The sequence below is a fragment of the Streptomyces longisporoflavus genome (assembly GCF_014649775.1).
Lineage (GTDB): Bacteria > Actinomycetota > Actinomycetes > Streptomycetales > Streptomycetaceae > Streptomyces > Streptomyces longisporoflavus.
The window spans coordinates 186,324-199,548 of record NZ_BMTR01000017.1 but is presented as its reverse complement, the minus strand read 5'-3'; the positions used below and the strand labels follow the sequence as shown (position 1 = coordinate 199,548).

Here is a 13,225-nt window from a genome sequence, read left to right as displayed (position 1 = left end):
GCGTTCTCGCTCGGGTGCGGGCGGCTGGTCGCGTTCTCGCTCGGGTGCGGGCGGCTGGTCGCGTTCTCGCTCGGGTGCGGGCGGCTGGTCGCGCCCCCGCCCGGGTGCCGGTGCCTGGTCGCGCGCTCGCACGGGCGCGGGCTGTTCCTCGTTCTTCGGCTCTGATCCGGATTGCCCCTCTTGCGCTCGCCCTTCCGCGGATTGCCACTGGCGGTCCCGCCCTGATCCGGATTGCTCTTGGCGCCCCCGCCCCGATCCGGCTCGCTCCTCGCGCCGCCCCTGCTGGGCCGCGGGTTGCCGTCGGGGTCCCGGCCGGGGGCCGTGTGCTTCCTCGCGTCCGCGCCCCGCTCCGGGTTCCCGCACCCCCGCGCCAGATGCCTGCTCAAGGCCCCGCGCCCCCGCGCCAGGCGCCTGCTCAAGGCCCCGCGTCCGCCCCGCTCCCGGTTCCTGCTCGCGCCCCAGCGCCCGCACAGCGCCCCCCTCGTCCCGCGTCGCGAAACTTCGAGCCGACCTATTGACCCTGCGGTCAGCCAGTCATTAGCGTGGCGGACACCTTATCAGAAAGCGCTTTCTGAAAGCGGTTTCCGTGCCACCGGAACCGAAACCCGTATCACCGAAGCTCCGCAACTGCCTCCGAAGTTCGCTGAATGCCAGGGGAGTTCACCGTGAGCCAGAGCGCACTGCAGCAGCAGGCAACTCCCTTGCCGACGGCAGGCGTTGCCGAACGAAGCCGCCCCACCCTGCGACAACGTACCGCCGAGGCGGCCGAGAAGAGCTGGCGCCCGCTGGTCCTGCTGCTCGTCTGCTTCGGAGCCTGGTGGCTGATCGCAGCGACCGAGATGGTCGAGGCGTACCTCGTGCCCTCGCCCGGCGCCACCTTCGACGTGATCCTCGACAAGCCCGACTACCTGTGGCAGCACACCTGGGTCACCACGTACGAAACCCTGCTCGGGTTCATCATCGCCGTGGCCGTCGGCATTCTCGCCGCGGTCGTCATGGTCTACTCGACGACCGTCGAGAAGACGCTCTACCCGATCCTCCTCTTCGCCCAGGTCGTACCGAAGATCGCGATCGCCCCGCTGTTCGTCGTCTGGCTCGGCTTCGGCATCGCGCCCAAGATCCTCATCGCCGTCCTCATCGCCTTCTTCCCCGTCGTCATCTCCATGGTGACCGGGCTGAAGGCCGTCGACCCGGAGATGCTCCAGCTCTCCGCCACCATGGGCGCGCGCCCCTGGCAGACCTTCCTCAAGATCCGCTTCCCGGCATCGCTGCCGCACCTGTTCTCCGGCCTGAAGGTGGCCGTCACCCTCGCCGTGACGGGCGCCGTCGTGGGTGAGTTCGTCGGCGCGAACGAAGGCCTCGGCTACGTGATCCTCCAGGCCAACGGCAACCTCGACACCCCGATGCTCTTCGCGGGGCTCCTCGTCATGTCGCTCATCGGCGTCGTCCTCTTCGTCATCGTCGAGATCGCCGAGAAGCTGCTCCTGCCGTGGCACGCGAGCCGCAGGGACGTGGCCGCCACCACGACGTACTGACTCTCGCGCTCCCCGTTACCCGGATCCACCGCCCCACACATGTCCGCCGTACGCGAGAAGGGCCGTCCCATGCACGCGCGCAGACTGCTCACCGGCCTCGTCCCCCTGGCCCTCGTCGCGGTGACCGCGACGGCCTGCGGCGGCGATGACGACAAGACGAGCACCAGTGACTCCGGCAAGGAACTCAACAAGGTCACGCTGACGCTCAACTGGTACCCGTACGGCGAACACGCGCCGTTCTACTACGGCAAGCAGCAGAAGATCTTCGAGAAGCACGGCATCGACCTGGACATCAGAGCGGGCCAGGGCTCGCAGAAGACCGTGCAGGCCACCGGCGCAGGGCAGACCGACTTCGGCTGGGCCGACACACCGGCGGTGCTCGCGGGCGTCGACCAGGGCGTCAAGGTGAAGAGTCTGGGGGTCTTCCTCCAGACGACGCCCGCCTCCGTGCAGTTCTTCGACGCGCAGGGCATCAAGGCGCCCGATGACCTCAAGGGCAAGATGATCGCGGGCACGGCGGGCGACGCGCTCACCAAGACGTTCCCGATCTTCCTGGAGAAGAACGGCCTTGAGCTCTCCGACGTCAAGGTCCAGAACACCGACCCGGCGGGCAAGATCGCCGCGGTGATCTCCGGCAAGACGGACGCGCTGCTCGGTTACGCGAGCGACCAGGGCCCCACCATGCAGAACAAGGCCAAGAAGGACGTCTCGTATCTGCGCTTCTCCGAGAACGGCCTCAATTTCTACTCCAACGGCCTCATCGCCGGGCCCAAGACCCTCCAGGGCAACGGCGATCTGGCCAAGCGCATGACCGCCGCGGTGAGCGAGTCCTGGGCTGCCGCCGAGAAGAGCCCGGGGCCCGCGGTCGCCTCGATGAAGGGGGCGTCCGAGCAACTGCCGCCCGAGGACGTGCTGTCCGAGCAGTTCAAGACGACGCTGACCCTGCTGCACACCGACGCGACGAAGGGCAAGGCGCCCGGCGCCAACACCGAGGCGGACTGGCAGCAGACCATCGACGTCTTCTCGGAGGCGGGCCTGGTGAAGGAGGCCAAGCCCGTCGCGGAGTACTGGGACGCGGCCAAGGGGATCAAGGGCTGAGGGGCGGCAGGGCGATGACGAAGGACGCGACTCTCAAAACGGACGCGATGCGCAAGACGGCCGGCGGTCCGGAGGTAACCGACGATCCGCGTGCCGCGGCAGGGGTGGAGAAGTCGTCCGCGGTACGCCTCGACGACGTGGCCGTCCGCTTCCGTACGAAGAAGAAGGACGTCACCGCGTTGCAGGACGTCTCGCTCGATGTCCGCGCGGGCGAGTTCGTGGCGATCGTCGGGCCCTCGGGGTGCGGCAAGTCCACCCTCCTGAAGCTCGTCGCCGGGCTGCTCGCACCCTCCTCGGGCAGTGTGCTCCTGGGCGGCGAACGGGTGCGCGGGCCGCGGCGCGACATCGGCTACGTCTTCCAGCGCGCCGCCCTCCTGGACTGGCGCACGGCGCGCCGCAACATCCTGCTCCAGGCGGAGATGCGGGGGATTCCCGGCGCCGAGGCACGCGCGCGTGCCGACGATCTGATCCACATGACCGGACTCGGCGGCTTCGAGGACGCCTATCCGCACGAACTGTCCGGCGGCATGCAGCAGCGCGTCGCGCTCTGCCGCGCGCTCCTGCACGAGCCGCCGGTACTGCTCATGGACGAGCCCTTCGGCGCACTCGACGCGCTCACGCGCGAGCAGATGAACGTCGAGCTGAACCGGATCTGGCGCGAGACGGGGACCACGGTGCTCCTGGTGACCCACTCCATCCCGGAGGCCGTCTATCTCGCGGACCGCGTCGTCGTCATGAGCCCCCGGCCCGGCACCATCACGGAGATCATCGACGTCGGCCTGCCCGCCGAGCGTTCGTACGCGACGACGCTGGCGACAGCCGAGTTCGGCGAGGCCACCAGGCGCATCCGCGAACTCCTGGGGGCGGTGTCGGCGCACGAGTGAAGTTCCATGGAGGATGGCGCGCTGTCTCATATTCGGGATAGCGTGCCAGATATGGAACACGATGATGTCGACGAGCGGCTGGCCGTCCGTCTCGCCGGGCTGCGGGCGGAACACGGCTGGTCCCTCGGTGATCTGGCGGACCGCAGCGGCGTCAGCCGCTCCACCCTGTCGCGGGCCGAACGCGCGGAGATCAGCCCCACCGCGTCCCTCCTGAACCGGCTCTGCGCCGTCTACGGACGCACCATGTCGCAGCTCCTGAGCGAGGTGGAGGCCGAGCCGGCGCAACTCGTGCGCGCCGCCGAGCAGAGCGTGTGGACCGACGAGGCGTCCGGCTTCGTACGGCGCTCGGTGTCGCCGCCCCACGCGGGCCTGCGCGGCGAACTCGTCGAGGGCCGCCTGGAAGCGGGCGCGGACGTCGCGTACGACCGGCCTCCCGTACCCGGCCTCGAACAGCACATCTGGGTGCTCGACGGGACGCTGGAGGTCACCGTGCAGGGCGAGTCGCACGCCCTGGACGTGGGTGACTGCCTGCGCTTCCGGCTCTGGGGGGCGACGCGGTTCCGGTGCGTGGGGGAGACGGCCGTGCGCTATGCCCTGGTGGTGGTCGCGCGATGAGGGCCGGACAACCGAGGATCGTGCGCCTCACGGCAGAGCAACTCACCGCATCAGCGCAGGACTTGGGTGTCCTGCTCGCCGACGTCGTGGAGGGCGGCTCGTCGCTCGGCTTCCTCGCGCCCTTCGACCGGGAGGCCGCCGCCGACTGGTGGCGCGGCCTGGCGCCGGCCGTGGCGGACGGGCGGCTCGCGATCTGGGCCGCGCACGACGACGGCTCGCGCGATGCCGGGCACGACGCCGCCCACGACGCCGCGCGCGTCATCGGAACCGTCAGCGTCGGCTTCGTGGACAAGCCCAACGGCAGGCACCGCGCCGAGATACTCAAACTGATGGTGCACAGCTCCGCACGAGGGCAGGGCCTCGCCCGCGCCCTCCTGGCCACCGCGGAGCAGGCGGCGGCCGAGGCGGGCGTGACCCTCCTGATCCTGGACACGGAGACCGGCAGCCCCGCCGAGTCCCTCTACCGGTCCGGAGGGTGGACCGAGGCCGGGGTCATCCCGGACTACGCGGCCGATCCGGCCGGGGCGCTCCACCCGACGAGCCTCTTCTTCAAGAAGATCGGCGGTTCGAGCGCAGCCCGGCCGGGCCCGGCACGTCAGTACCGCAGCGCCGCCAGATACCGGTAACTGTTGCGAGCCGTGGCGAACGGATCGGCGGGGGTGTCGTGCTCCACCAGCCACTGCTTGACGCCGCCCACGCGCGCGTGGTCGAACATCGCGGCGAAGTCCAGCGTCCCCGAACCGACGTCGGCGAAGCCGCCGTCCGGCGCCATGTCCTTCACGTGCAGGGCGGGGAACCGGCGCGGATGGCGTACGAAGTACCGCCCCGGCTCCGAGCTGCCGCCCTTCGCCGCCCAGTACACGTCCAGTTCGAAGCCGACCAGATGCGGGTCGGTCTCCGTCAGGAGGATGTCGTACAGGCTCGTGCCGTCCACCACCACATGGTCCGAGCCGTGGTTGTGGAAGAGCACCGGGCCGAGGCCCGCGTCGCGCGATGCCTTGCCGATGCGGTTGAACTGCCGTGCCGCTTCACGGAATCCGTCCGGCGTGTGCATGGCGCCGGGCAGACTCGGCACCACCGGCCACTTCGCGCCCAGGGTGTGCAGATCCTCCAGGGCCTGCGGGAGGCCACTGCCCTTGAGCGTGTCGTACGCGACATGCTCAAGGACCGCCTTCAGGTGCACAGCGTCGAGCATCCGCCGGATGCCGGCCGCGCTGTTCCCGTGCCGTCCGCTCACGCCCACGGTCGCGTAGCCGATCCCGGCGAGCTGTTCCAGGGTGCCCGCGAAGTCCCGGGCGAGGACGTCGCGCATTGTGTAGAGGTGCATGCCGATGCCGCCGCGCGGGATGCGCCGGTACTTCGACGCCTCACCCGCGCGCGCGGGCAGTGCGGTACCGAGCGCTGCCGCGAGCCCCATCGACGTACCGAGAAAGGCACGCCTGGTCCCGTTCAGACCGTTTCCTGTTCCGTTCGATCGGGTTCTCTTCATGGCTGTCATGTCCGCCCCCTCACTTCGCCGTGATCCGGACAGCGCCGGTCGTCGTGTCGCCCTTGTCGTCGGTGACGGTCAGATGCGCCGTGTACGTCCCCGCGCGCGCGTACGTGTGCTCGGCGCTGCCGCTCTCCGTGCCGGACGGCTTGACGTTGTCGCCGAAGTCCCAGTGGTACGAGGCGGCGGTACGGCCCTGCGGGAGCTTCACCGTGCTCGTGAGCTTGACGGCGAGCGGCACGCTGCCGTCGGCCGGGGCCGCCTTGACCGTCACCTTCGCGCCGGCCTTCTTCTCGACCCCGGGGCCGTTGAAGTGCAGCCAGTCGAGCGTCAGGAGATCGGCCTTCTCGGAGGTCCACTCGGGGTTGGTGAAGACGGCGTACAGCTTCGTCGTGCCGCTGTGGTCGGCCAGGTCGACGGTCGGGGAGATGAAGTTGCCCCAGCCGCCGGTGTTCGGCACGCTCGCCTTGCCGAGCAGCTTGCCCGTGGGAGACCCGGCGCGGAACTCGATGTCACCGCCGAGGCCGCCCGACGCCGTACCCACCGTCACCGAGTCGACGCCCTTGAGGTTCACGGGGTCGAAGGAGACCCAGTCGCCGTCCTCGATCTCGATGAGCCGTTTGCCGCCGGACGCGTCGGCGCGCTCACCGGTGTCCACGCCTCCGTGCGCCCCGCCGGTGGCCGTGCGGTGCTCGGCCTCGCGGAAGGAGGTCCGCAGGGTCAGCGAGGCGGAACCCGTCAGAGCGGGCACCCCGGACGTGCCCTTGTCCTCGTACTGGGCCGTGATCCCGTAGTAGAGGTTCTGGCCGGGACCGTGGCTGTCCCCGGCGTCCGTCACGATCTCGCCCGCGCAGCCGGTGTAGTTGTCCAGCGGGTGCAGATGGGCGTCGTGCCCGAGCTGGGACTGGACGACGACCCGCGTGCAGTCGATCTTCCCGTCCTCCTTGTCCGTCACCTTGATCTTGAACGGAATGGTGTCCCCGAAGCTGAACGTGCCGCCGTTCGGCGGCTGTTGGATCGTCACCTCGGGCCGGGTGTTCCCTACGGTGATCTCCTGCACGGCAAGTCCGCTCAGCTCGTCCGGACCCGTCACCTTCAGACGGGCGCTGAACAGCCCCTTCTTGGTGTACGTGTGCGTCGGGTTCGCCTCGGTGGAGTCAGTCGTGCCGTCGCCGTCGAAGTCCCACGCGTACGTGACGGGCTTGCCGTCCGGCAGCCCGGAGCCCTCGCTGGAGAACTTGACCTTGAGCGGGGTGCTGCCGTTGTCCGGGGTGGCCGTGACACGGGCGTCCGGCAGCCGGCCGTCCGCGACGTAGTCGATGCGGTAGATGCCCGCGCCCTCGTTGCTGCCGCCGCGGCCCGTGCCGCTGCCGAGCCCGAAGTCGATGACGTACATCGCGCCGTCAGGACCGAAGTCGGCGTCGAAGGGCTGGTTCCATTTCATGTCCGGGAAAATGGAGTTGATCGAATTCAGGTCGCCGGCCTTGGCGGGCTCGAAGCGCGGGTCGGTGAACGTCTGGTCCTTCTCCTGCATCGAGAAGACCTTGAACCACTGACGCGTCAGCTCGTAGTTGAACCACTTCCCCTCGAAGTACTCGGGGAACTTCGTCTTGTACGTGTTGGCGGCGTCGTAGTCGTAGACCGGGCCGCTCATCGGGGCTCCGCCGCCCGTGCCGAGTTCGGGGAATTCCGGGGACGCGGAGTAGGCGTACCAGACGTCCGCGGGCTGCGCCGGCGGCAGTTCGCGCAGACCCGTGTTGTTCGGCGAGTCGTTCACGAGTTTCGCGCAGTCGAATTTCGCGCCCGACTTCTTCGTCGCGAAGTCGTAGTCGTTGAACGGGGTGTTGTTGCCGACGCAGTAGGGCCAGCCGTAATTGCCGGCCTTGGTGATGCGGTTGAACTCGACCGTCCCCTCGGGACCGCGGTCGGCGACGGCGGCCCGCGCGTCGGGACCGTAGTCGGCCATGAGCAGGGCGCCGCTCAACGGGTCCGTGGTGATGCGGAAGGGGTTGCGCATGCCCATCGCGTAGATCTCGGACCGGGTCTTCTCGGTCCCCGGCGCGAAGAGATTGCCCTCCGGCACCGAATAGGTTCCGTCGTCCTTCGGCGTGACCCGCAGCACCTTGCCGCGCAGATCGTTCGTATTGCCCGAGGTGCCCTGCGCGTCCCAGGCGCGGCGGCCTTCGCGCTCGTCGATCGGGCTGAATCCGTCCGACGCGAACGGGTCGGTGTTGTCACCCGTCGCGATGTAGAGATCGCCCTTCTTGTCGAAGGCGATCGAGCCCGCCATGTGAGAGTTCGCCCGGCCCTCGCCACGCAGCGTGGGAATGGTCAGGAGCCGCTTCTCCGTCGCCGGGTCGACCTTTCCGTCCGCTTCGGTGAAGCGGGAGAGATTGATGCGTTTCTCGGTCTTGTCGGAATTGAGAAGATAGACCCAGTGGTTGTCCTCGAACTCCGGGTCGAGCGCTAGGCCGAGTAGTCCGTCCGACTGGCTCGTCATCTCGGGGGTGTACTCGAAGTCGAGGGCCGTGGAGACCTTCAGCGTCTCCTGGTCGATGATCTTGAGCTTTCCGGTGCGCTGGATGAAGAAGACACGCCGGTCGGGGGCGACCGCCAGCTCGAAGGGGTCGGCCAGGTCGTTGGTGGCAAGCGGTGTGCGCTGGAAGGCGCCGGTCTTGGTCGCCGTGCAGTCGCCGGGCTTGTTGCCCGCGGCCCACTCGATGCCGCCCAGGATGTGCTTGAGGAAGCCCTCTTCCTGGAAGGCCGACTTGTCGTGCCCGCCCGCGGTGTACCAGGAACGGCCGCCGTCGTAGTTCTGGCACCAGGACCACGGCTGGTCGACGCCCTCGTCGAGGCCGGTGACGCCGTCGCGCACCTTGACCTGGGCGAGAGTGTGCACCTTCCCCGTCGGGTTGGCGCGCCAGTTGTACCACTCCTCCGTACGCTCCCATAGCTCCGGAAGCCCCTTGGTGGAGGGGTGCGCGTGGTCGAGCACCTTGATCCGCCCGGTCTGCACCTCGGGGTGCTTGTCGAAGATCGCGCCGACCAGGCCCTCGTACCAGCTCCAGTCGCGCTCGCTGGCCGAGGCCGAGTGCAGCCCGACCCAGCCGCCGCCCCCGCGCACGTACTTCTGGAAGGCCGCGCGCTGCTCGGCGTCGAGCAGGTCACCCGTCTGCGGGGTCGAGTTGGTGTTGTTGAAGATGATGGCCTGGAAGCGGGTGAGATTGGCGTCGGTGAAGGCCGTCGCGTCGTCCGTGGCCTCCACCTCGAAACCGTTCTCGCTGCCGAGCTTCTTGATGGCCTCGATGCCCGCGGGGATCGAGTCGTGGTGGGAGTTCGTGGTCTTGGAGAAGACCAGAACGCGGTACGGGGCGGCTTTCGTCTCCGGCTCCGTCTGTGCTGCCGCGCGGTGCGGTGCGGAGAGGCCGAGGCCGATCACGAGGGCCAGCAGGGCGATGAGGGCGAGCCAGGGGCTCGGTGTGGCGGGGCGGCGGCCGGATCTCGGCCGGACGGGTCCGCGTCTGGGCGCGGTGGGACTCGTGGTACTCATGGCGCTCCCTGGGCTGGGCTGGTGGACGGCTGCCGGTAGCCGGGTGTGCGGTGAGTGCGAGTTGCGCGGTGCGGGTTGCGCGGTGTTGGTCGCGCGGCGCACGGAGGGGCTAGAAAGCGCTTTCTCCTGCGCGCTGTTCAGCGTAGGTTCCGCCCTGACGGGGGGTCAATGGGTCGGAAGGGCCTGGCGTGAGAAGGGAGTCACCGCGAGCTACCGGCAGACCCGTTGGTATGAGAGCGCGTGTGCGGGGGAGGGTTTCAGGGCCGGGAAGCACAGTCGTACGGAGGTCGCAGCAGCCGTGTCGCAGCCGTGTCGCAGCCGTGGGGGAGCCGTTTGGCTGTTTCAGTAGCCGCTGGTAAACCGTGCGGCTGTTTCGTCAGCCGCAGGGAAGCCGGACGTAAGGACCAGCGCCGCAGGGAAGCCGTACGGACGTTTCAGCACCGTCTGGAAGCCGCGCGGGCATCTCGGCAATCCCGGCACCATCCGGAAAGCAGCAGAGAAGTCGTACAGGGGAGTCTCCCGAATGTCTGACCACGCCTCGACGCCCGCCCCCGCCGCGTACACCGCCGGACTCGTGAACGCGGTGGACGGCGTGCCCGTCGCCACGTACACCTGGCTGCCCGGCGGCGGCCGACCGCGCGCGTTCGTGCAGATCGCGCATGGCGCGGGTGAACACGCCCTGCGCTACGACCGCTTCGCACGGCATCTGACCGAGCACGGCTATGGAGTGATCGCTTCCGACCACCGGGGTCACGGCGCGACGGCGCAGGCGACCGGGGGATACGGCGTGACGGACACGTCGGCGGAGTCATCCGCCGAGGCAACCGGCGAGGCAACGGGCGAGGCAATGGGGGGCGCACCTGCCGGCGGGCGTGCCGCGGGGTTCGACAGCTGGCGCGCCATGGTCGACGACCTCAAGGCGATCGGCGATCAGGTACGCACCCTGCATCCGGGAACCCCGCTCTTCCTGCTCGGCCACAGCATGGGCTCGCACCTGGCCAGGGACTACGCCCAGGAGTACCCGGACGGCCTCGCGGGCCTGATCCTCTCCGGAACCTTCCGCTCCCTGCCCGGGGTCGGGATCGAGGAGTCGATCGCCCGCCTGGAGCGCGAGATCGCCGAGAACGGCCGCGAGGGGATCTCGTCGTACCTCCCCGAACTCTTCGCCGCCTTCAACGACGCGTACACCCACCGCACCGGCTTCGAGTGGCTCTCGCGCGACGAGGCGGAGGTCGACGAGTACGTCGCCGACGAGCGCTGCGGATTCCCGTTCTCCGCCGGGCTCTGCCTGGACTGGGTGCGTGCGGTACGCAAGATGAACGACCCGCGCAACCTCGCCAGGGTCCCGGCGGACCTCCCCCTCCACATCGCGGTCGGCACCGAGGATCCCTGCAACCAGGACATGACGCTGGTCCACGAACTCCTGGAGGACTACCGGTACGTGGGCCTGGACGACCTGACGTGGCGGGGGTACGAGGGGGCGCGCCACGAGATCCTCAACGAGACGAACAGGGACGAGGTCCAGGAAGACCTGAGGGACTGGCTGGACAAGCACGTGCTGTGAAGAGCGTGCTGTGAAGAGCGTTCCGGGCGCCGCGTCGGCCCGGGCTGTCAGTGGCGTTGGCTACGGTTCAGGGCATGTCTCGAGCACATGCCAAGGCCCAGGTCACGGGTGACGACGTACGCCGTATCGCGCTGGCCCTGCCGGATACGACGGAGAAGATCGCCTGGAGCATGCCCACCTTCCGGGTGGCCGGAAAGATGTTCGCCACGCTCCCCGAAGAGGAGACGTCCATCGCCGTGCGGTGCCCGAAGGAGGAGCGCGACGAACTGGTCCTCGCGGAGCCGGACAAGTTCTGGATCGCCGATCACGAGGCGATGTTCGCCTGGGTGCGTGCGCGGCTTTCGGCTCTGGACACAGCCGAACTGAAGGACATCCTCGCCGACTCCTGGCGCCAGGCCGCCCCCACCCGACTCCTGGACGCCTACCCCGAGTTGGGCCTGCCGCCGACGCCCTGACCGGCCCGGCCGTTGTCAGTGCACCGTGGCGTGGTCCCGGCAGGTGTGGAGGCGTGCGAGGTGTGTCGAGGCGTGTGGAGGCCAAGAGCGCACGGGACGACGCGCGCCGCGCCGCCGCTGCCGCTGCCGGGGGAGGGGGCAGGGGTGCCGTCAGTGGACGACGGGTCCGACGAGGGCGGGCGCCCTCTTCCAGCCGGGCGTCGCCAGCACCGTCCCCCGCCTGGCCACCGGCGTCCAGAAGGCCAACGGCGCGATACGCGTGGCCGAGTCGGCCGCGGCCCTCGCGGGACCGGCCGTCGCGGGCGTCCTCGTGGCCTTCGCCTCACCCGGCGCCGTCTTCGCCGCGCACGCGGGAACGTACGGATCGAGCGCCCTGTGCCTGGTGCTCCTCAGGCTGCCACCCACACTCCCCGGCTCGCTGCCGCACAGCGACGGCTTCCGGGCCGACCTCATGCAGAGCTGGCGTGAGTTCAGGTCCCGCGCCTGGCTCTGGGGCGTCATTGCCTTCTTCTGCGTTCTGATGATCACCACCACGGGCCCGCTGACACTACTCGTCGCCACGCTCGAGCCCCGACCAAGCCACACAAATCTGTACGCAAGCCGCAGCCGACCGGGATGTGACCCTGTTCACCCGGCCGCCCTGGAACCCCGGGCGACTCAAGGGCCGGCGTCGCGCCGGCCCCAAGCTTCTCGTCCCGCGTCATCGGCCTCATGAGGCGGCCGGGTCCGCGTAATCACGCTCTGTGCCCTGACGGCTACAGTGGACCTGGAGTTTGCTCGAGGTCGGCGGGGCGCGAAAGGCGTGAGCGATCACCGCTCCGAGTGCGGTATTGTTTCGGTGCGCGTTCGGCCAGGGGAAACCCCAGGTCACACGGGCACCGGGACGTGGCGCAGCTTGGTAGCGCACTTGACTGGGGGTCAAGGGGTCGCAGGTTCAAATCCTGTCGTCCCGACGGAAACGTCGCAGGTAGGGGCCATCTTCGGATGGCCCCTTCTTCGTGTCACCCTTCGTTTCGGGCTTCGTGTCAGCCGAAGACCTCTGCCAGGCGCTCGCGGAACCACTCCGCCGGGGTCGAGGCCGACCTGATGCGCTCGCCGGTGGCCTCGTCGCTCACCGGGAGCAGCGGTTCGATCTTCGCGTCGGGGTTCGGGATGTGGAAGAACGGGATGCTGATCCGCGTCTGGTTCTTGCCCTCCGCGGGCAGGACCACACGGTGCCTGGTGGAGACCCAGCGTCCGCCGGACCAGAACTCCATCATGTCCCCGAGATTCACGACGAAGCTGCCCCTGGTGTACGGGACGTCCGTCCAGCCGCGGTCCTTCTCCTCCACCTGGAGCCCGCCGCCTCCGTCCTGGTAGAGGATGGTCATGTTGCCCCAGTCGGCGTGCTCGCCCTTGCGGAGTTGCCCGGGCAGCGGCGGGATGGTCAGCGGGTAGTAGTAGTTCGCCGAGATCGTCGACACCTGGCGGTCGATCTTGTCGTCGAAGTAGTTCTCGTCCAGACCGAGCGCCAGCGCGAAGAGGCGGATCAGGTCGGTCGCCAGTTCCTCCATCGCGGTGGTGTACTCGCGCCACACGGCTCGGAACGGCTCCGGAGCCTCCGGCCACTGGTTGGCGGCCTCCCAGGGCAGGGTCACCGCCCCGGCGTTCCCGGGCACGGTGTTGTCGTCGCCGCGGACACTCGCGACGAACACCTCGTTCAGGTCGAGGGGGGCCTCCTCCTCGCCGCAGCTGCATCCGGCCTCGGCGTAGAAACCATTGGTCCCGGGTGCGACCGCCACCTTCGCCTTCTCCTCGGCGGGGAGCTCGAAGAAGGCGCGAGCCGTCTCGTACATCCGGTCGATGAGCTCCTGCGCCACGCCGTGGCCGACCACGGTGAAGAAACCGGAGGTCTCACACGCGGCGCCGATCGCCCGGGCCGCGCTCCCGCGCCCGGCCGGGGTGTTCGTACCGGAGAGGTCGATGACGGGTACGTACCCGCCCACCACGGTGACCTCGTCGGTGGCACCAGAGTTTGTCGCGGACATGGGCACTC

Annotated in this window: 10 protein-coding genes, 1 tRNA gene and 1 pseudogene; 9 read left to right on the top strand and 3 right to left on the bottom strand. The window is 69.2% G+C overall.

Features of this window, described 5'->3' with window-relative positions; all coding sequences use genetic code 11:
* Positions 1-665 precede the first annotated feature (665 nt).
* The 5 genes from IE226_RS30785 (at position 666) to IE226_RS30765 (ending at position 4,758) form a co-directional block, all read left to right on the top strand.
* Positions 666-1,535 carry an ABC transporter permease gene (locus tag IE226_RS30785; RefSeq protein WP_190084681.1) on the top strand — a complete coding sequence of 290 codons (870 nt, stop codon included), beginning with the start codon at positions 666-668 and terminating at the stop codon, positions 1,533-1,535.
* 69 nt (positions 1,536-1,604) lie between these two features.
* The gene (locus IE226_RS30780) at positions 1,605-2,633 is read left to right on the top strand and encodes an ABC transporter substrate-binding protein (RefSeq protein ID WP_190084705.1); all 1,029 of its coding nucleotides are present in this window, start codon (positions 1,605-1,607) and stop codon (positions 2,631-2,633) included.
* 47 nt (positions 2,634-2,680) lie between these two features.
* Positions 2,681-3,517: an ABC transporter ATP-binding protein gene (locus IE226_RS30775; protein WP_190084704.1), complete on the top strand. Its 837-nt coding sequence runs from the start codon at positions 2,681-2,683 to the stop codon at positions 3,515-3,517.
* 51 nt (positions 3,518-3,568) lie between these two features.
* A complete protein-coding gene (locus IE226_RS30770; RefSeq protein ID WP_190084680.1) occupies positions 3,569-4,132 on the top strand; it encodes a helix-turn-helix domain-containing protein in 564 nt (187 codons plus the stop codon).
* On the top strand, positions 4,129-4,758 hold the full coding sequence (locus tag IE226_RS30765) for a GNAT family N-acetyltransferase (protein WP_190084679.1): 630 nt from the start codon (positions 4,129-4,131) through the stop codon (positions 4,756-4,758). The genes IE226_RS30770 and IE226_RS30765 overlap by 4 nt, the downstream gene beginning before the upstream one ends.
* On the opposite strand, the gene IE226_RS30760 is transcribed toward IE226_RS30765, so the two are convergent.
* On the bottom strand, positions 4,728-5,549 hold the full coding sequence (locus IE226_RS30760; protein WP_190084678.1) for a sugar phosphate isomerase/epimerase family protein: 822 nt from the start codon (positions 5,547-5,549) through the stop codon (positions 4,728-4,730). The genes IE226_RS30765 and IE226_RS30760 overlap by 31 nt on opposite strands.
* Before the next feature lie 91 nt (positions 5,550-5,640).
* A complete protein-coding gene (locus IE226_RS30755) occupies positions 5,641-9,171 on the bottom strand; it encodes a ThuA domain-containing protein (RefSeq protein WP_190084677.1) in 3,531 nt (1,176 codons plus the stop codon).
* 523 nt (positions 9,172-9,694) lie between these two features.
* On the opposite strand from IE226_RS30755, the gene IE226_RS30750 reads away from it, so the two are divergent.
* The 4 genes and pseudogenes from IE226_RS30750 (at position 9,695) to IE226_RS30735 (ending at position 12,143) form a co-directional block, all read left to right on the top strand.
* A complete protein-coding gene (locus IE226_RS30750) occupies positions 9,695-10,735 on the top strand; it encodes an alpha/beta fold hydrolase (RefSeq protein ID WP_190084676.1) in 1,041 nt (346 codons plus the stop codon).
* 74 nt (positions 10,736-10,809) lie between these two features.
* Entirely contained in the window at positions 10,810-11,190 is a 381-nt protein-coding gene (locus IE226_RS30745; protein ID WP_190084675.1) for an MmcQ/YjbR family DNA-binding protein, read from the top strand.
* Positions 11,191-11,365: 175 nt separating this feature from the next.
* Positions 11,366-11,752 (top strand): annotated as a pseudogene (locus tag IE226_RS44280) (MFS transporter); the annotation flags it as partial.
* Between the two features lie 317 nt (positions 11,753-12,069).
* Positions 12,070-12,143 (top strand) — tRNA-Pro (locus IE226_RS30735).
* Between the two features lie 72 nt (positions 12,144-12,215).
* Here the strand turns inward: IE226_RS30735 and IE226_RS30730 are convergent.
* Positions 12,216-13,217: an isopenicillin N synthase family dioxygenase gene (locus IE226_RS30730; protein ID WP_190084673.1), complete on the bottom strand. Its 1,002-nt coding sequence runs from the start codon at positions 13,215-13,217 to the stop codon at positions 12,216-12,218.
* Between the last annotated feature and the right edge of the window lie 8 nt (positions 13,218-13,225).